This is a genomic window from Agrococcus sp. HG114, assembly GCF_024723325.1.
Taxonomy (GTDB): domain Bacteria; phylum Actinomycetota; class Actinomycetes; order Actinomycetales; family Microbacteriaceae; genus Agrococcus.
This window is the reverse complement of the sequence record NZ_JANQCH010000014.1, coordinates 12,980-30,557: the sequence shown is the minus strand read 5'-3', so window position 1 is coordinate 30,557 and position 17,578 is coordinate 12,980. Positions and strand designations below refer to the sequence as shown.

The window sequence follows — 17,578 nt, the reverse complement described above, 5'->3', positions numbered from 1 at the left end:
CGGCGGAGCCGCTCGTGAAGCCCGCGCTCGAGAGCGACGCGCTCGCCGGTGCCGACCTCGCGCGCGCCGCGGCGGCGACGGCGCTCCGGGCCGCCGAGCTCAACATCGCCTCGCTCGAGGAGCGCGCCGCCGACGACGCGCCCGCGTTGCGCGAGCGGCTCGAGGCGCTGCGCGAGCAGCTCGCCGAGTAGCGCAGGCGTCAGCGCGCCTCGAGATCGCGCTCGAGCACCGGCGCGAGCCGGAACGGGATGAGCTCGCCCATCGACAGCCACGTCTCGGTGCGCTCCACCCCGTCGCACGCGAGCACGAGCTTGTTGACGCGGTAGAGGTCCTCCGCGTCGCGGCACACGGCCCGCACGAGCACATCCGCCTGCCCCGACAGGCCGAAGGCCTGCACGACCTCGGGGATCTGGCGCAGCTGCTCGACGACCTCGTCGATGCGCGGCTGGTCGACGTGCGTCGCCATGAACACCGTGAGCGGGTAGCCGAGCGCCGCCGCGTGGAACCTGCGGTCGAAGCCCTGCAGCGCATCCGACGCCTCGAGCGCGGCGACGCGCGACTGCACCGTGTTGCGGGCGAGGCCGAGCTGCTCGGCGATCGCCGCGTTCGTGATGCGCGGATGCCTCGTGAGCTCGAGCAGGATCCGGCGGTCGGTGTCATCGACGATGCGCATGCTGCGCAATCTAGCGCAGCGCAGCGGCGCACGGAATGCGCGTCCAGCGCAGCGAGCGTGTCGCAGATTGCGCGAGGTGCCTTCCGGGGGTAGCGTCGAGCCACGATCCACCGGGTGACCGGCCCGGCGGATCCGACCGGCGCCCACAAGGCGCTTCGAACAAGGAGGTTCGCTCGTGTCGATCACCGTGCCCGCGCCCGACCCGGCGCTCGCCCTCGGCCTCGACTGCCCGCTGCGCGTCATCGATCTCGACGGCACCCGGCTCTCGGAGCCCACGCTCGACCCCCACCTCGCCGACATCGACGAGACGGCGCTCGCCGACCTCTACGTCGACATGGTGCGCGTGCGCCGGCTCGACACCGAGGCCTTCGCCCTCACGCGCCAGGGCCACCTCGTGCTGTGGCCGCCGCTGCTCGGCCAGGAGGCCGCGCAGGTCGGCGCCGCCCGTGCCCTCGAGCCGCGCGACTGGGTGTTCGGCTCCTACCGCGAGCACGGCTTCGCGCTGCTGCGCGGCGCCGACATGAGCGAGTTCGCGCGCATCTGGAAGGCCTACGCGCACGGCGGCTGGGACCCGCACGAGATCAACATGGCCCCCTCGCAGATCATCATCGGCGCGCAGAGCCTGCACGGCGTCGGCTACGCGATGGCGGCGAAGATGGATGGGTCGGACGACGTCGCGCTCACGGCGTTCGGCGACGGCGCCACGAGCGAGGGCGACGTGAACGAGGCGCTCGTGTGGGCTTCCGCGTTCCAGGCCCCGGTCGTCTTCCTCTGCCAGAACAACCAGTACGCGATCTCGGAGCCCGTGCGCGTGCAGTCGGGCGTGCCGCTCGCGCTGCGCCCGACCGGCTTCGGCATCCCGTCGATGCGCGTCGACGGCAACGACGTGCTCGCGATGCTCGCCGCCGGCCGCGTCGCGGTCGAGCGCGCCCGCGCGGGCCATGGCCCGACCTTCATCGAGGCCGTCACGTACCGCCGCGGCCCCCACACCACGACCGACGACCCCAAGCGCTACCGCGACGAGGCCGAGGTCGAGGAGTGGACCGCGAAGGACCCGATCGACCGCGTCGAGCGCGCGCTCGAGCGGATGGGCGCGAACGTCGAGGCGGTGCGCGCCGAGGCGAAGATCCGCGCCGACCGGCTCGCGAAGGAGTTCCGCGCCGCGGCCGAGCACGCCGAGCCGCCGACCGCCGACGCCATCTTCGACAACGTCTACGTGCAGCCGACCCGCCGGCTCGAGCGCCAGCGCGCCGAGCACCGCGCGTTCGTCGCGAGCCTCGCGGAGGGCGCGAAGTGACCGAGACGCTCACGCTCGCGAAGGCCGTGAACGCCGCGCTCGCCGACGCCCTCGAGGGCGACGACCGCGTGCTGCTCATGGGCGAGGACATCGGCAAGCTCGGCGGCGTGTTCCGCGTCACCGACGGCCTGCAGGCGCGCTTCGGCCCGCAGCGCGTCATCGACTCGCCGCTCGCCGAGTCGGCGATCATCGGCACCGCGATCGGCATGAGCTACCGCGGCTTCCGGGTCGTGACCGAGATCCAGTTCGACGGCTTCATCTACCCCGCGTTCGACCAGATCGTCGCGCAGGTCGCGAAGCTCCGCTACCGCTCGCGCGGGCGCGTCACGATGCCGCTCACGATCCGGGTCCCGTACGGCGGCGCGATCGGCTCGGTCGAGCACCACTCCGAGAGCCCCGAGTCGTACTTCGCGCACACCGCGGGCCTCCGGGTCGTGACGGCGTCGACGCCGCAGGAGGCGTACTCGACGCTCCGCGCCGCGATCGCGAGCGACGACCCGGTGCTGTTCTTCGAGCCGAAGGGCAAGTACTACATGAAGGGCGAGGTCGACCGCGCGGTCGTGCGCGACCTCGAGACCGCCAACGTCGTCGCGCGCGGCCGCGACGTGACGATCGCCGCGTACGGCCCCACGGTCGAAACGGCGCTCCGCGCCGCGATCGCCGCGGCCGACGAGGGCATCGAGGTCGAGGTGATCGACCTGCGCTCGATCTCGCCGCTCGACGTCGACACGGTCGTCGACTCGGTGCGCCGCACGGGCCGGCTCGTCGTCACGCACGAGGCGCCCGCGGAGTCCTCCGTCTCATCCGAGCTCATCACCTCGGTCGTCGAGCGCGCCTTCGCGCACCTCGAGGCCGCCCCCGAGCGGGTGACCGGCTACGACACCCCCTACCCGCCGTCGTCGGTCGAGCACGACTACCTGCCGAGCCTCGACCGGCTGCTCGACGCGGTCGACCGCACGCTCGGCCGCCGCAACTCGCGCACCGACCTCGACCACGACCGCCTCACGAGCGCCGCGATGGGAGCCGCCCGATGAAGACGTTCCTGCTGCCCGACCTCGGCGAGGGCCTCACCGACAGCGAGATCGTCGCGTGGCGCGTGAAGGAGGGCGACACGGTCGAGCTCAACCAGCCGCTCGCCGACATCGAGACGGCGAAGGCGGTCGTCGAGCTGCCGAGCCCCTACGAGGGCACGATCGCGAAGCTGCACGCCGCCGAGGGCGAGACGGTCGACGTGGGCGCGCCGCTCATCGACTTCGAGCTCGCGGGTGAGGCGCCCGCGGGCGACGAGCCGAGCGAGGCCGCGACCGGCTCCGCCGGGCAGGCGGCGGATGCGCCGGCCCGCGACGAGCCCGCCCCGTCGCCCGAGGGCGGTCCGGTCGCGACCCCCGACGACTCGGTCGCCGAGGTGCGCGAGGCGCCCGCGCCCGAGGAGCAGCCCGAGAAGGTCTCCGTGCTCGTCGGGCACATCACCGTGCACGGCGGCAAGCCGACCCGCAAGCGCCGCGCGTGGGACGTCGAGCCGTTCGTGCGGCAGGAGCGGCGCGGTCCGAACCGCGCGATGCCGCCCGTGCGGAAGCTCGCGAAGGAGCGCGGCATCGACCTCCAGTCGGTGCGGGCGACGGGGGCCGACGGCCTCGTCACGCGCGCCGACCTCGACAGCGCCGCCACCGCATCCGCCCCCGCGCCCGCGAGCGCGCAGCCCGCCTCGACGCGCGAGAAGGTGACGGGGCTGCGCAAGCACACCGCCGCCGCGATGACGCAGTCGGCGCTCACCGTGCCGCACGCGGCGACCTTCCACCAGGTCGACGTGACCGAGACGCTCGCGCTCGCCCGCTCGGGCGACGCGTCGTTCCTCGCGCTCGCGAGCCGCGCGATCCTGCTCGCCGCGAAGCGCTGGCCCGACGTGACCGCGTCGTTCCACGCCGACACCATGGAGCTCGAGCGCTTCGCGCACATCAACCTCGGCATCGCCGTCTCGACCGACCGCGGGCTCGTGGTCGCGTCGATCGACGAGGCGGAGGGGATGGATGCCGTCGAGCTCACCGCCGCGATCAAGGACCGCGCGACGCGAGCCCGCGAGGGCTCGCTCTCGATGGCCGAGCTCACGTCGTCGAACATCACGATCTCGAACGTCGGCGTCTTCGGCGTCGACGGCGGCATCCCGATCCTCAACCCGGGGGAGTCGGCGATCATCGCGCTCGGCGCGGTGCGGCGCATGCCGTGGGAGCACGAGGGCGAGATCGTGCTGCGCGACGTGTGCACGGTGACGGTCTCGTTCGACCACCGCGTGCTCGACGGCCGCGAGGCGGCGGGGTTCCTCGCCGACATCGCCGCGGTGCTCGAGCGGCCTGCGCTCGCGCTGGCGCGCTGATGCCGGCTCTCGGCCGCGGCATGGCACGGTAGGGCCATGCACGCACTCACCACCCGCGTCGATGTCGCGGGCGAGCAGGCTCGCGCCAACCGCGCGGCGATGGAGGCGCTCGTCGCGCAGCTGCGCGAGCGGCTCGCGCAGGTCGCGCTCGGCGGCCCCGAGAAGTCGCGCGAGCGGCACGTCGAGCGCGGCAAGCTGCTCGCGCGCGACCGCATCGACCAGCTGCTCGACCCCGGCAGCCCCTTCCTCGAGATCGCGCCGCTCGCGGCGTGGGGCGTCTACGGCGACGCCGACGACGTGGACGACCGGCAGGATGCGCCGAGCGCCGGCATCGTCACGGGCATCGGCCTCGTGCACGGCCGGCTCGTCATGGTCATCGCGAACGACGCGACCGTGAAGGGCGGCACCTACTACCCGCTCACCGTGAAGAAGCACCTGCGCGCGCAGCAGATCGCGCGCGAGAACCGGCTGCCGTGCATCGCGCTCGTCGACTCGGGCGGCGCGTTCCTGCCGATGCAGGACGAGGTCTTCCCCGACCGCGAGCACTTCGGCCGCATCTTCTTCAACCAGGCGCAGCTCTCGGCGCTCGGCATCCCGCAGCTCGCGGCCGTCATGGGCTCGTCGACCGCGGGCGGCGCGTACGTGCCCGCGATGAGCGACGAGACGGTCATCGTGCGCGAGCAGGGCACGATCTTCCTCGGCGGCCCGCCGCTCGTGAAGGCCGCGACCGGCGAGGTCGTCGACGCGGAGTCGCTCGGCGGCGGGCAGCTGCACGCCGAGGTGTCGGGCGTCGTCGACCACCTCGCCGAGAGCGACGAGCACGCGCTCGAGATCGTGCGCGACATGGTCGCGTCGCTCCCGCCGGGCGATCGCGCGGCCGCCCCCGGCGCCGTGCCCGCGAAGGCGCACTCGTTCGGCTGGGTCGCGCACGCGCCGCTCGGCGGCAGCGCGCTCGCCGACGACGAGGCGGCACCGGCGGTCGACCCGTCGACCCTCTACGACGTCATCCCGCCCGACCTGCAGACGCCGTACGACGTGCGCGAGGTCATCGCGCGCATCGTCGACCGCAGCGAGTTCCACGAGTTCAAGGCCGGCTACGGCGACACGCTCGTGACCGGCTTCGCCGAGCTGCACGGCCACACGGTCGGCATCGTCGCAAACAACGGCGTGCTCTTCTCCGAGTCGGCGATGAAGGGCGCGCACTTCATCGAGCTGTGCGACCAGCGGGGCGTGCCGCTCGTGTTCCTGCAGAACATCACGGGCTTCATGGTCGGCTCGGAGGCCGAGCGCGGCGGCATCGCCAAGCACGGCGCGAAGATGGTCACCGCCGTCGCCACCACCCGGGTGCCCAAGCTCACGGTCGTCGTCGGCGGCTCGTTCGGCGCCGGCACCTACTCGATGTGCGGCCGCGCCTACGACCCCCGGTTCCTGTGGCTGTGGCCCAACGCGCGCGTGAGCGTCATGGGCGGGCCGCAGGCCGCATCCGTGCTCTCGACCGTGAAGCGCGAGCAGCTCGAGGCGGCGGGGCAGGAGTGGTCGGCGGATGCGCAGGCCGAGTTCGAGCGCCCGGTGCGCGAGCAGTACGAGCGGCAGGGCAACCCCTACTACTCCTCCGCGCGGCTGTGGGACGACGGCGTGATCGACCCGGCCGACACCCGGCGGATCCTCGGCATGGCGCTCGACGTCGTGACCGCCGTGCCGATGCCCGAGCCGCGCTTCGGCGTCTTCCGGATGTGATGCAGATGACCGACACGACTCAGCACGATCGGCTGTTCGACACCGTCCTCGTCGCCAACCGCGGCGAGATCGCGATCCGCGTCGCGCGCACGCTGCGGCGCCTGGGCATCCGCTCGGTCGCCGTGCGCGCCGACGACGACCCCTCACCGCATCCGCACCACTTCGACGAGACCGTCTCGCTCGGCAGCGGCCCGCTGCGCGACACCTACCTGTCGATCGAGCGGATCCTCGAAGCCGCGCGCGCCTCCGGCGCGCAGGCGATCCACCCCGGCTACGGCTTCCTGAGCGAGAACGCCGCGTTCGCGAGCGCGTGCGAGGCCGCCGGCATCGTGTTCATCGGCCCCGGCGCATCCGCGATCGAGACGATGGGCGACAAGATCTCGGCGCGGCACGCGGTCGAGTCGCGCGGCGTCGCGACCGTGCCCGGCATCGCCGAGGCGGGGCTCGACGACGACGCGCTCATCGCTGGCGCCGAGCGGGTCGGCTACCCCGTGCTCATCAAGCCGGCCGCGGGCGGCGGCGGCAAGGGCATGTACCGCGTCGACGAGCCCGAGCGGCTGCCGGCCGCGCTGCAGGCGGCGCGGCGCGAGGCGACGGGCGCGTTCGGCGACGACACGCTCTTCATCGAGCGCTTCGTCTCGAACCCGCGCCACATCGAGGTGCAGGTGCTCGCCGACCGGCACGGCGGCGTCATCCACCTCGGCGAGCGCGAGTGCTCGCTGCAGCGCCGCCACCAGAAGGTCATCGAGGAGGCGCCGAGCCCGCTGCTCATCGAGGCGCAGCGCGCCGCGATCGGGCAGGCGGCCGTCGAGACGGCCCGCTCGGTCGGCTACGTCGGCGCCGGCACGGTCGAGTTCATCGTCGCGGGCGACCGGCCCGACGAGCCGTTCTTCATGGAGATGAACACGCGCCTGCAGGTCGAGCACCCGGTGACCGAGATGGTCACGGGCATCGACCTCGTCGAGCAGCAGCTGCGCATCGCCGCGGGCGAGCGGCTCGCGATCGCGCAGGAGGACGTGCGGCTCGAGGGCCACGCGATCGAGGCGCGCCTCTACGCCGAGGACCCGGCGGCGGGCTTCCTGCCGACCGGCGGCACGGTGCTCGACGTCGAGTGGCCGCGGGCCGAGCCCGACGAGGAGGGGACGGGCGAGCCGAGCGTGCGCGTCGACGCGGGCGTCGACCGGGGCACCTCCGTCGGCTCGAGCTACGACCCGATGATCGCGAAGGTCATCGCGCACGCCGATACGCGCGCCGAGGCGATCGAGCGGCTGCGCGACGCGCTCCGCGGCATGCACCTGTTCGGCGTCGTCACCAACCGTGGTTTCCTGCGCGCGCTGCTCGGCGAGCCGAGCGTGCGCGCGGGCGAGCTCGACACCGGGTTCATCGACCGCGAGGGCGAGCGCATCGCGAGGGCGCTCGACGACGGCGGCGAGGTGCTCGCCGTGGCAGCGGCCGCCCAGGCGCGGCACGCGCACGGCGCGCTCGGCCCGTGGGCGAGCGACGGCTGGCGCCTCGGCGGCGCGGCAGGCAGGATCGCTCGCTTCGCCGACGGCGACGGCATCGCGACCGTGCGGGTGCGGCGCATCGACGAGCGGCGCGAGCACCAGTTCCTCGAGGTGCGCGACGTCGACATCGAGGTGCGCCGCGCCGACGGCACGGTCGAGCGCTACGAGCGGCTGCAGCTCGACCGCCCGACGCTCGAGGCCGGCGAGGGCACGTGGGTGTGGACGCCGGACGGCGACGTGCTCGTCGAGGCGCCGCCCCGAGCGCGGCGCGGGCGCGCGGCCGCAGAGCCGAGCCTCGCCTCGCCGATGCCCGGCACGGTCGTCGCCGTGCACGCATCCGACGGTCATGTCGTCGCCGAGGGCCAGGCGGTCGTGAGCGTCGAGGCGATGAAGATGGAGCACGTGCTGCGCGCGCCGGTCGCCGGCACCGTGCACCTGCATGCGAGAGTCGGGGAGCAGGTCACGCGCGGGCAGGAGCTCGCGACCGTGACGCCGGATGCGGGGGAGCAGCATGACTGACACGCCGATCGACGAGGGCGCGCCCGACGTCGCGACCGCGACGGACGGGCCCGGAGCCGAGCGGCGCATCCGCCAGCGCGGCCTCTACTTCGACGAGCTCGAGGAGGGCGTGGTCTACGAGCACCGGCCCGGCCGCACGATGACCGAGACCGACAACGTGCTGTTCACGACGCTCACGATGAACCCGCAGCCGCTGCACCTCGACCGCGCGTGGAGCGAGACGACCGAGTTCGGCGAGCCGCTCATGAACTCGATGCACACGCTCGCGACGATGGTGGGCCTCTCGGTCGGGCAGCTCACGCAGGGCACGATCGTCGCGAACCTCGGCTTCAGCGAGGTCTCGTTCCCCGCGCCGGTGCGGCACGGCGACACCCTCTACTGCGAGACGCGCGTGCTCGACAGGCGCCCCTCGAGGTCGCGCCAGGGGCAGGGCATCGCGACGTTCGAGCACCTCGCGCGCAACCAGCGCGGCGAGGTCGTCGCGAAGGCCGTGCGGCAGGTGCTCATGCAGGGCAGCCCCGAGGCGGGCGCGTGAGCGGCGCGCTGCTTGGCTCGGCGCTCGGCATGGGCCCGGCGCTGCTGTTCTGCCCCGGCGACCGGCCCGACCGCTTCGGCAAGGCCGCAGAGCGGGCGGATGCGGTGATCCTCGACCTCGAGGACGCGGTCGGGCCCGAGTCCAAGACCGCTGCCCGCGAGGCCGTGCGGGCCGCCACGCTCGATCCCGAGCGCACCATCGTGCGCGTCCAGGACGCATCCGCCGACGGCTTCGAGGAGGACCTCGCCGCGGTCGCCGCCTCGCCCTTCCGCACGGTCATGCTCGCGAAGACCGAGGCGCCCGAGCAGGTCGACCGCGTGGTCGCGGGCGTGCCGGGCGCGCGGGTCGTGGTGCTGTGCGAGACGGCGCGCGGGGTGCTCGCCGCCGAGCGGCTCGCCGCGCACGACGCGGTCGTCGGCATGATGTGGGGCGCGGAGGACCTCGTCGCCTCGCTCGGCGGCACCTCCAGCCGCGACGAGAGCGGCGCCTACCGCGACGTCGCGCGGCACGCGCGCAGCCGCATCCTGCTCGCCGCCGGCGCGTTCGGCATCACGGCGATCGACGCGATCCGCGCCGACATCGCCGACCTCGAGGGCGCGCACGCCGAGGCGGTCGACGCGGCCGCGTCGGGCTTCGGCGCGAAGGCGGCGATCCACCCGAGCCACGTCGAGCCGTACCGGCGGGCGTTCGCGCCCAGCGACGCGGAGCTCGACCTCGCGCGCCGCATCCTGCACGCCGCGACGCTGCAGCCGGGCGTGTTCTCGTTCGAGGGGCAGATGGTCGACGAGCCGATCCTCCGCCACGCGCGCAGCGTCGTCGAACGCGCCGCGAGCGCTCAGCCGCGCGAGCGCTGACGCGCGGCGAGCGCCGCGAACGCCTCCACCTTGGGCGTGAGCCCGTGCACGAGCAGCGTGTCACCGGGCTCGAAGCGGCTCTCGGGGTTGGCGAGGATCCAGGTGCCGTCGCGCTTGAGCGCGCCGATGCCGACGCCGTGCTTGACCTGCAGGCCGAGCTCGCGCAGCGGCACCGCGGTCAGCTCCGCCGGCACCTCGAGGCGCACGGCGGCGTAGCCCGGCTCGATCTCGATGAAGTCCTCGAGCGCGCCGCGCACCATGTGGGCGACGCGGCGGCCCATGTCGGCCTCGGGGCGCACGACGTGGTGCACGCCGAGCTGCTGGAGGATGAGCGCGTGCCGCTCGTCGAGGGCCTTCGCCCACACCTCCTTCACGCCGACGCGCAGCAGCTGGCTCGTGGTGAGGATGTTGGCGGTCACGTCGTTGCCGATCGCGACGACGACGCGGTCGAACTCGGCGAGCCCCAGCTGTTCGATGAGGTCCGGCCGGGTCGCGTCGCCCGTGACGACGGCGGTCAGCCGTCCGTTGAGCTCCTGCACGACCGTCTCGTCGCTGTCGATGCCGAGCACCTCGGTGCCGTGCGCCATGAGCTCGAGCGCGAGGGATGCGCCGAACCGGCCGAGCCCGATGACGGCGACGGAGCTCGCGGAGCCGAGCGACGCGGGGTCGAAGGGGGAGCGGAACCTAGCCAATGATGGGCCTTTCCTTCGGGAGCTCGAACGCGAGCCTGCGGGGGCGGAGGGCGAGCGCGGTCGCGACGGTGATGGGGCCGACGCGGCCGACGAACATGAGCAGCACGAGGATGAGCTGGCTCGGCGTGCCGACGGATGCGGTGATGCCGGTGGAGAGGCCGACGGTGCCGAAGGCGGAGATCACCTCGAACAGCACGCGGTCGTGGTCGAAGTCGGTGAGCACCATGATCGCCACCGTCGCGGCGAAGCAGAGGCCGACGGCGAGCAGTGCCACGGTGATCGCCTCGCGGTGCACCGCGCGGGAGAGCCGCTTGCCGAACAGGGTGACCGTCGGGTCGCCGCGCACCTCGGCGATGATGATGGCTGCGAGCACGCCGAACGTGGTGATCTTGATGCCGCCCGCGGTGCCGGCGGGGCCGCCGCCGATGAACATGAGCACGTCCATGACGAGCAGCGTCTCGGGCTCGAACGCGCCGATGTCGAGCGCGTTGAAGCCCGCGGTGCGCGTCTGCACCGAGTGGAAGAACGCCTCGAGGAGCCGCACGCCGGTCGGGTGGGCGCCGAGCGACCCAGGGTTGCTCCACTCGAGCAGCGCGATCGCCGCGGTGCCGACCGCGAGCAGCACCGCGGTGCCGGTCAGCACGAGCCACGTGTGCATCGAGTAGCGGCGGCCGCGCAAGCCGTGCTTGAGCAGCTGCACGATGACGGGGAAGCCGAGCCCGCCGACGATCGTCGAGAGCGCGAGGGGGAGCAGGATCGACGGGTCGTCGACGAAGCCCATGAGGTTGTCGCTGAAGAGCGCGAACCCGGCGTTGTTGAAGCTCGAGACGGCGTGGAAGACCCCGAGCCACAGGCTGTGGAGCGGGTCCTCGCCGCGACCCAGCCAGAAGCGCAGGAAGAGCGCCACCGCCACGACGCCCTCGATCGTGAGCGCGATGCGGAGGATGCTCAACACGAGCGTGCGCACGGTGCCCGGCCCCTCGGCGTGCGCCTCCTGCGCGGTCGTGAGGCGAGAGCCGAGGGTGAGCCGGCCCATCACGAAGATGCCGATGAGGCTCGCGAACACCATGACGCCGAGTCCGCCGAGCTGGATGAGCAGCAGGATCACGACCTGCCCGAACGGCGTCCAGTGCAGCGCGGTGTCGACGACCGTCAGCCCCGTCACGCACGCGGCGGAGACGGCGGTGAACAGCGCCTCGATCCACGACGAGCCGCCGGGTCCCTGCTTGGCGACCGGGAGCATCAGCAGCCCCCAGCCGAGCAGGTTCAGAGCGACGAAGCCGGCGAAGACGCGTCTGGCAGGATGCTGCCGCTCCCACAGCTGGATGACGCTCGACCTCGGTCGGCTGGTGCTCTGCACGAGCGACGAGCATACGCCCGCCGATGTGACACCGCGTCCAGCCGTGGTGTAGAGTTATGGGGTTGCTCCGAGAGCAGCACGGGTCTGTGGCGCAGCTGGTAGCGCACCTGCATGGCATGCAGGGGGTCGGGGGTTCGAGTCCCCCCAGATCCACCAAAACCCCCGTCTGATCGGGGGTTTTTCCTTTCGGGCTGGTGGCGAACCTGCTCCCGGGTACGGAGTACCAGCCAACTTACGGCGCGACACGCCCTGCCTGTGTATCGGGCTTGCACCGGCTTGCCGCACGTTGCATCGCGTTGCACCGGTTTGCACGGGCTTGCACTGGCTTGCACCGGTTGCTTCCACCGTTGCGCTGTTCGCGCTGTCTGGCACCGGCTATGGGGTTAGCGTGACCATCGACCACCCCCCAGCCAGCGGAGCGAGCTTCGTGCGATTCGACCTCTTCGGGCACCCGCCCGGTGTCCTCTTGACCGAGCGCGAGCTCGCGGCCGCTATCCACGTCAGCCGCCGGACCCTCCAGTACTGGCGGCAAGTCGGTCGCGGACCCGCGTACGTCCGCGCTGGCCGCCACGTGCGGTACGCGGTTCGCGACGTCATCGAGTGGCTCGAGCAGCAAGATGGGTAGGCCGCCGCTGGAGCCCGGCACCTGGGGCACCGTCCGCTTCTATGTCCAGCGGAACGGCCGAGTACTGGCTCGCAGCCGATACCGCGATGCCAGCGGAGTCGTGCATCTCAAGCGGGCCACCGCGGACACCGCAGAAGCCGCTGAACGCAAGATGAAGCAGACAGTGATCGTCAGCGCGCGCGGGGACCACTCGCTCTCGCTAGCGTCCAAGGTGCCGGACCTTGCGAAGTGGTGGATCGCTGGTCTCCAGGCAGCCGGGCACCAGGGCGAGCGGACAATCGAGAACTACGAATACGACAGTCGGGCCGTGGCTGCCGCGTTCTCCGAGATCAGGCTCGCGGAGTTGACCGTGGGCGTCGTGGATGCGGTGATCCTCGCGCTGAGTCGCGCGGACGCGGCACGCGCGCGCCGCGTGCACGACACGCTCGGCCGGATGTGCGATGAGGCCGTGCGGGTCGGTGTCCTCGAGTTGAACCCGGTCGATCGGGTGCGAGCGCCCCGACGTGTCGCGCGGAGGCCCTACGCGCTGACCGCTGGGCAAGCGACCTTCCTGCGCCACCACCTCCACCATTGGCTGGAGACCCGGAGCAAGCCTGGACCGCTGCCTGATCTACGGGTCGCCACGATGGTCGACGTCATGCTGGCGACGGGCCTCCGCGTCGGGGAGCTGCTAGCTCTCCGGCAGTGCGATGTCGCGCTCAGCGCTGACCCGCCGACACTCCTCGTCGCGGCAACGCTGACCGAGGAGAAGAGCGGGCGTCCGCACTGGCAAGAGCACCCCAAGGACGAGCGCCAGCGACGCCGTCTGGTACTGCCGCAGTTCGCCGTCGCTGCGCTGGGGCCGCTCATGACCGACCCGAGCAGCGGTGCGCCCGTCTTCCCCAACCGGCACGGGAGCTGGATCCGGCCGGGCAATCTCCGTCGCGTGCTGCGCAACTTCGCTGAGGACGCGCACGATGTGCTGAAGGGAGCGGGGATCGATCCGAAGGAAGTGCACCCCCATCTGTTCCGGCGCACGGTCGGGACGCTGATCGCCGCTGAGCTCGGTGTCGATCGTGCGAAGGAACAGCTCGGACACGCCTCGATTCGAACGACCGAGCGACACTACATCGCGCCCCCGCCGGTGGCAGGTGCAGAGTCGGCGGTGTTGCTGAACCGACTCTTCGCGGATCGCTCGGCGCGCGAAGCGAACGCCATCGACGATCCGCCGGAAGCGGACCACTGACTTCGAAAGGGTGGGGTGCGTGGGAGAGGTGAAGCCATCGGACGCGACGCTCGATGAGGTTGTGCGCTTCCTCAGCCAAGGGCTTGGGCGACCGCTGCTCGCGCAGACGATTGGCGTGAGTCGCCACACGCTGGCGAGCTGGCTCAGGAGGAGCTCCACGCCCTCGCCGCGCTCGCGCGAGCGGCTCACCGGGGCTCTGGCGGTCTGGAACATCGTCGCGGAGGTGGAAGCTCCCGAGACCGTCCGCGCCTGGTTCATGGGCATGAAGGACGCGCTGGATGACTACTCGCCCGCGGAGGTCATCGCGGAGGGCCGTATCGACGACGTCGCGGTGGTGGCGCGCGCCTATGTGCAACGTAGCTGACCCGGCGACCCCTAGTGTTGCGGCCCCCGCTACAGCACGTGAGCTGCCGTCGCGTGCTCAGCAAGGCGCACTGGCTCGACTCCGCGACACCCCAGGTGGGCGCCTCGATCTAACCTCACGCGAGGTCGACGCCGAGAGGACTTGCTGGCCGGATCAAACCCCGACACTCGTCTTCATCAATTTCGCGATTGAGGGGACGAGCGGCTTGGTGGCTTCGGCCATCTGGTCCCACCACCGCGAAGGCTCGTTGTGGAAGACGCGGCCGTACTGGTTGGTGTTCGAACGGGCGTGGGTGAGGAAGAGACCCTTGCGAGCCCGTGACACCATCACAAGCAGGATTCGTTCGTCCTCGACGATCGCCGCGGGGGTCTTGGAGTAGACGCTCGGGACATGCCCGTCCTCGAGGCCCATCACGATGACCCAGTCGAACTGCTGGCCCTTGCCCACGTGCGCGTTCAGCACGTGGACGCCCGGCGTGATTGCGGCGGTAATCTGGTGGTCCCGGATGCGACTCACCAAGGCCGGCACAGATGTCCCGGCGCTCTCGTACTCGCGCAACTGCTCGCAAGCTTCATGCACTTCCCGTAGCGTCTCGATCTCGGTCGGAGGAAGCGCCGCGGACATACGCTCCTCAAGCTCGTCGACTTGCTCCCCGAACGGGATGCCGGGGTCGAGGTGCCGAGCGTGAAGCTTCACCAGCCGCGCGACCCTTGGGGTGTCGAGCGCGATGTCCCAGAACTGCGGCTGATGTGCCGCGCGGTCATAGGCACGTTCGAGCGCGCTACGGCGGTACTCCGCCCGGCAGATCACGCCGATTCGCTCCTCAGGGTATTTATCAGCGAGGTAGTCGGTCAGTTCGACGATGCCGTCCGCTTCTGCGGCATCGTTCGGGTAGGCGACTGCGTAGGCGTGCCCGCCGGACTTGCCCCATCGCTTGGGCTCTGCCGCCTCAAGAGCGGGCGCGTCAAGGTCCGCGGAGACACTGTTGACGACCTTGAGCACTGCCGGAGAGGAGCGGAAAGAACTGGTGAGGTGCATCACCTCGCAGTTCGACTCGAGATCGGCCTGGATCTCTTCGGGCGCCGCGCCGGCCCAGCCGTAGATCCCCTGAAACGGGTCCCCAACGTAAGTGGCGTTGTGTCTAGAGATGCGTTGCGTGATTTCGTACTGCTGTAGGGACAGGTCCTGGAACTCATCGACCAGGAGCGCGTCGAAGTGAGCTTGGAACAGCGCGGCGACGCGATCATTGCGCAGGATAAGTTGCGCGTACCGCAAGAGATCTCCGTAGTCGACGTAGTTCTCTTCGCGCCGAGCCTCCTCGATGGCTAGGGCGTCGAAATCGCGAGCGAGACGCGCGAGCACCTCGCCGTCCGTCAGCGGCTCACGTTTCACGGATTGCAGGAGATTCTTCACTTCGCGTTCGCGGGCACGGCCCAGGTCTCTTGCAGCGAGGGCTCTGCGTAACCAGGCGGGATTGGGCCCGATGTACCCTCGCTCGAGTCCGATCACTGGTGCGTGCGCCTCTACGACGCGAGCCGCGAGTTCGTGGAAGTTCATCGTCGACACGCTGGTTCGCATCTGCGCTTCGCCCAGTTGCTGGCGGAGTCGCTCGCGAAGGTTGTCCCGGGCGCGGTTAGTGAAAGTGATGGCGAGAAGCCGTCGGCCAGGTCGCACGGTTTGGTCTCGGATCATGCGCTCCGCGCGCATAGCGAGGAGCTCTGTCTTCCCGCAACCGGGTGGCGCAACGACCAGCAATCGATCGGCCGGGCAGTCGACGGCCTGGCGCTGCGCGCCGATAGGCGTTTTCGCCATCAGTCCACCATCGCCTTGAGGTGTTCAACAAGGCCAGCGAGCGCGTCGGAGGACGCGATCGTCTCCGGTGTTAGCAACGGTGCGAGCACGCGCGCCGCCGGAACCTTCCGGCTGTCCTGCTTCGTGATGAAGTCAGCGACTGCTTCATCGGTCAGATCGTCAAGCGAAGACGCACCACTCGAGTTCAGCAGTCCCTGCTCACGGGTGACCCCGTTGTCGATGAGTCGGTTCGCGACTGTTCGCGCGCCAAGGAGCGGCACGTACTCGTGTTCGAGGTCCGATCTGGCCACGAAGAACCCGTTCGCGCTTAGATTCTTGGGCTTGATCCCGAGCGCGCCGGCCCAGGCTCGCTCGCGGTCTTCGTCGCACAGCCCGCTCAGTGCGAGATTGAAGCCCTTCTCCCCGACGATCTCGAGGACCTTCCGGAACTTATCCGCGCCGTCGAGAGAGAACAGCGAAATGCCAGCTCGATCGAGGCTCACGCCGGCGTTGGCTGCAACCGTCTCGACGACCACGCGGTCTGCTGCACCTTCGACGAACAGCACCCTCCGGGCGGTGAATCCCTCCAGGAGCTGCGGCGACCACCAGTGGATCCGCTCTTTTTCCACGGCATTGAAATTGGACTCAGGAATCTGCTTCGCCTCCCGATCAGGGTTCACTACGAGCACGTGCTTCGGCTCGAATCGCTGGACGACGTAGGGGGAGTGAGTGACAACGATTCGCTGCTTCATAGACGCGGCGAAGAGAGCCGCGACGGTTCGCTGGCTCGCCGCGTGCAGGTGGATCTCCGGCTCATCGACCGCCACGATGTTCGCGGCCGACTGCGCGAGGTCGAAGAACGTCAGCGCCATGAGCTGCCGCATGCCGTCGCTCTGGTCTCCGAGCGCCTTGTAGCGGTCGCCGTCGCGGAGATACAGCGTCGCACCATCCAGTGGACTGGTCTGAGGGTCAGCCGAAGTGCGGATCGTCAGGCCGTCGGCGTCGTACGATCGTGGCACAGCGCGGGAAAGATGGCCGGCTACCTCCTCGCGCAACTTCTGGAGAGCGGCGTTGTCGGCGAGCTTTTCGTTGAAGGATTCGAGAAGGACTTGCAGTACATCCCTGTCGTCGCCGACATCGACGGAGTCGAGCATCATCCGGAACGCGCTCCGCTTACCGTCCATGTAGTCCGCGGAATTGCTCCGATCTGCCGGCAGATACTGCCAACCGATCACGGTGAGCTGGTGCCGCGTGGGCGGCCTGCGATTCCCAGATTCCGGGAAGTAACGATCGATCAGCACGCTGTCGGCGTCTCCCTCCACCCGTGAGACCTCAAGTCGAAGCAGCAGGTAGTCCGGTTCGCCTTCGCGAATCGACATATGGAACGGAAACTGGCCCGCCTCGTCTTCGGCAAAGTCCTCGAGCCGTGCCTCCACGACAAGCGTGTCCGCGCCTTCGCGTATATGCTCGGGGCGGAGAGACTGGTAGAGCTGCTGTGTGGAGGCTCCCAATAGCAGATGAAGCAGCCGAACGATCGAGGTCTTCCCGACGTCGTTCCCTCCCACGATCACAAGGTGATCCCGCACGGTGATGTCCAGGTCGGCGAGCACGGCGTGTCCTGTGATCCGGATTCGGGAAAGTTTCATCAGTTCCTCATCGTGGTCGGGCAACCCGTTGGACGGCGGTCGCTCCAGGCTAACGAGAAGTGGAGCTTCTTCCGGTTGACGTTCCTGGTGTCCCTCGAGCTCCTCGCCGATCCTCGCAGCGGCTTGACTCCAGTCGTAAATAGAAGGCACCTGTCGGCGGGCCACGGTGCGTGCTCGGCGCCGCGGATCGGTGCCGTGATGTGACGGGGACCCCCGGCAAAGCACCGAGACGCTGTAGCGGCTATCGGACCATGGAATCCGCAGTTGACCCGAGATCGCTGGGGTCGTGAGCCGTCGACCGGGTCGCAATGGTTACAAGACTCACACGGCTAAGGCTTAGCCAGCAGAATCCGCCCTCCCGGGTAAGCCAGATCAGATGTCACG

The 17,578-nt window shown here is 70.5% G+C and carries 16 protein-coding genes and 1 tRNA gene; 12 read left to right on the top strand and 5 right to left on the bottom strand.

Going from position 1 to position 17,578, the window contains the following annotated elements:
• The coding region (locus NWP09_RS03035; protein WP_258274068.1) for a hypothetical protein at positions 1-191 on the top strand (191 nt) is incomplete at its 5' end.
• An 8-nt stretch (positions 192-199) separates the two neighbouring features.
• Here NWP09_RS03035 and NWP09_RS03030 read toward each other — a convergent pair.
• Positions 200-673 carry an Lrp/AsnC family transcriptional regulator gene (locus NWP09_RS03030; protein ID WP_258274067.1) on the bottom strand — a complete coding sequence of 158 codons (474 nt, stop codon included), beginning with the start codon at positions 671-673 and terminating at the stop codon, positions 200-202.
• A 175-nt stretch (positions 674-848) separates the two neighbouring features.
• On the opposite strand from NWP09_RS03030, the gene pdhA reads away from it, so the two are divergent.
• From pdhA to NWP09_RS02995, 7 genes are all read left to right on the top strand, one after another.
• A complete protein-coding gene (pdhA, locus tag NWP09_RS03025) occupies positions 849-1,970 on the top strand; it encodes a pyruvate dehydrogenase (acetyl-transferring) E1 component subunit alpha (RefSeq protein WP_258274066.1) in 1,122 nt (373 codons plus the stop codon).
• Positions 1,967-3,004: an alpha-ketoacid dehydrogenase subunit beta gene (locus tag NWP09_RS03020; protein ID WP_258274065.1), complete on the top strand. Its 1,038-nt coding sequence runs from the start codon at positions 1,967-1,969 to the stop codon at positions 3,002-3,004. The genes pdhA and NWP09_RS03020 overlap by 4 nt, the downstream gene beginning before the upstream one ends.
• Positions 3,001-4,341 carry a dihydrolipoamide acetyltransferase family protein gene (locus NWP09_RS03015; RefSeq protein WP_258274064.1) on the top strand — a complete coding sequence of 447 codons (1,341 nt, stop codon included), beginning with the start codon at positions 3,001-3,003 and terminating at the stop codon, positions 4,339-4,341. Before NWP09_RS03020 ends, NWP09_RS03015 begins: the two co-directional genes overlap by 4 nt.
• A gap of 99 nt (positions 4,342-4,440) precedes the next feature.
• Positions 4,441-6,078: a carboxyl transferase domain-containing protein gene (locus NWP09_RS03010; RefSeq protein ID WP_258274070.1), complete on the top strand. Its 1,638-nt coding sequence runs from the start codon at positions 4,441-4,443 to the stop codon at positions 6,076-6,078.
• A 5-nt stretch (positions 6,079-6,083) separates the two neighbouring features.
• Entirely contained in the window at positions 6,084-8,102 is a 2,019-nt protein-coding gene (locus NWP09_RS03005) for a biotin carboxylase N-terminal domain-containing protein (protein WP_258274063.1), read from the top strand.
• The gene (locus NWP09_RS03000) at positions 8,095-8,637 is read left to right on the top strand and encodes a MaoC family dehydratase (protein ID WP_258274062.1); all 543 of its coding nucleotides are present in this window, start codon (positions 8,095-8,097) and stop codon (positions 8,635-8,637) included. Before NWP09_RS03005 ends, NWP09_RS03000 begins: the two co-directional genes overlap by 8 nt.
• Before the next feature lie 29 nt (positions 8,638-8,666).
• Positions 8,667-9,491, top strand: a complete 825-nt coding sequence (locus tag NWP09_RS02995) for a CoA ester lyase (protein WP_258274069.1) — start codon at positions 8,667-8,669, stop codon at positions 9,489-9,491.
• Here the strand turns inward: NWP09_RS02995 and NWP09_RS02990 are convergent.
• Together NWP09_RS02990 and NWP09_RS02985 are read right to left on the bottom strand one after the other, a co-directional pair.
• Positions 9,473-10,183 (bottom strand): TrkA family potassium uptake protein, encoded by a 711-nt coding sequence (locus NWP09_RS02990; RefSeq protein ID WP_258274061.1) that lies wholly within the window; start codon positions 10,181-10,183, stop codon positions 9,473-9,475. The genes NWP09_RS02995 and NWP09_RS02990 overlap by 19 nt on opposite strands.
• Complete coding sequence (locus NWP09_RS02985; protein WP_258274060.1) at positions 10,176-11,543, bottom strand: TrkH family potassium uptake protein; 1,368 nt, start codon at positions 11,541-11,543, stop codon at positions 10,176-10,178. Before NWP09_RS02985 ends, NWP09_RS02990 begins: the two co-directional genes overlap by 8 nt.
• Before the next feature lie 80 nt (positions 11,544-11,623).
• Here NWP09_RS02985 and NWP09_RS02980 point away from each other — a divergent pair.
• The 4 genes from NWP09_RS02980 (at position 11,624) to NWP09_RS02970 (ending at position 13,757) form a co-directional block, all read left to right on the top strand.
• A tRNA-Ala gene (locus NWP09_RS02980) sits at positions 11,624-11,699 on the top strand.
• Positions 11,700-11,931: 232 nt separating this feature from the next.
• A complete protein-coding gene (locus NWP09_RS13525) occupies positions 11,932-12,168 on the top strand; it encodes a helix-turn-helix transcriptional regulator (protein WP_369010417.1) in 237 nt (78 codons plus the stop codon).
• Positions 12,161-13,393 carry a tyrosine-type recombinase/integrase gene (locus NWP09_RS02975; RefSeq protein WP_258274059.1) on the top strand — a complete coding sequence of 411 codons (1,233 nt, stop codon included), beginning with the start codon at positions 12,161-12,163 and terminating at the stop codon, positions 13,391-13,393. The genes NWP09_RS13525 and NWP09_RS02975 overlap by 8 nt, the downstream gene beginning before the upstream one ends.
• A gap of 19 nt (positions 13,394-13,412) precedes the next feature.
• Positions 13,413-13,757: a hypothetical protein gene (locus NWP09_RS02970; protein WP_258274058.1), complete on the top strand. Its 345-nt coding sequence runs from the start codon at positions 13,413-13,415 to the stop codon at positions 13,755-13,757.
• 153 nt (positions 13,758-13,910) lie between these two features.
• Here NWP09_RS02970 and NWP09_RS02965 read toward each other — a convergent pair whose 3' ends face one another.
• Together NWP09_RS02965 and NWP09_RS02960 are read right to left on the bottom strand one after the other, a co-directional pair.
• Entirely contained in the window at positions 13,911-15,569 is a 1,659-nt protein-coding gene (locus NWP09_RS02965) for a UvrD-helicase domain-containing protein (RefSeq protein ID WP_258274057.1), read from the bottom strand.
• Complete coding sequence (locus NWP09_RS02960; protein WP_258274056.1) at positions 15,569-17,359, bottom strand: ATP-dependent endonuclease; 1,791 nt, start codon at positions 17,357-17,359, stop codon at positions 15,569-15,571. Before NWP09_RS02960 ends, NWP09_RS02965 begins: the two co-directional genes overlap by 1 nt.
• Between the last annotated feature and the right edge of the window lie 219 nt (positions 17,360-17,578).

What these genes read in the sequence shown, in the direction of transcription:
- NWP09_RS03030 (WP_258274067.1), bottom strand. Translation starts at nt 673, where the DNA reads ATGCGCATCGTCGATGACACCGACCGCCGGATCCTGCTCGAGCTCACG.
- NWP09_RS03015 (WP_258274064.1), top strand. Translation starts at nt 3,001, where the DNA reads ATGAAGACGTTCCTGCTGCCCGACCTCGGCGAGGGCCTCACCGACAGC.
- NWP09_RS03010 (WP_258274070.1), top strand. Translation starts at nt 4,441, where the DNA reads ATGGAGGCGCTCGTCGCGCAGCTGCGCGAGCGGCTCGCGCAGGTCGCG.
- NWP09_RS03005 (WP_258274063.1), top strand. Translation starts at nt 6,084, where the DNA reads ATGACCGACACGACTCAGCACGATCGGCTGTTCGACACCGTCCTCGTC.
- NWP09_RS03000 (WP_258274062.1), top strand. Translation starts at nt 8,095, where the DNA reads ATGACTGACACGCCGATCGACGAGGGCGCGCCCGACGTCGCGACCGCG.
- NWP09_RS02995 (WP_258274069.1), top strand. Translation starts at nt 8,667, where the DNA reads ATGGGCCCGGCGCTGCTGTTCTGCCCCGGCGACCGGCCCGACCGCTTC.
- NWP09_RS02975 (WP_258274059.1), top strand. Translation starts at nt 12,161, where the DNA reads ATGGGTAGGCCGCCGCTGGAGCCCGGCACCTGGGGCACCGTCCGCTTC.
- NWP09_RS02965 (WP_258274057.1), bottom strand. Translation starts at nt 15,569, where the DNA reads ATGGCGAAAACGCCTATCGGCGCGCAGCGCCAGGCCGTCGACTGCCCG.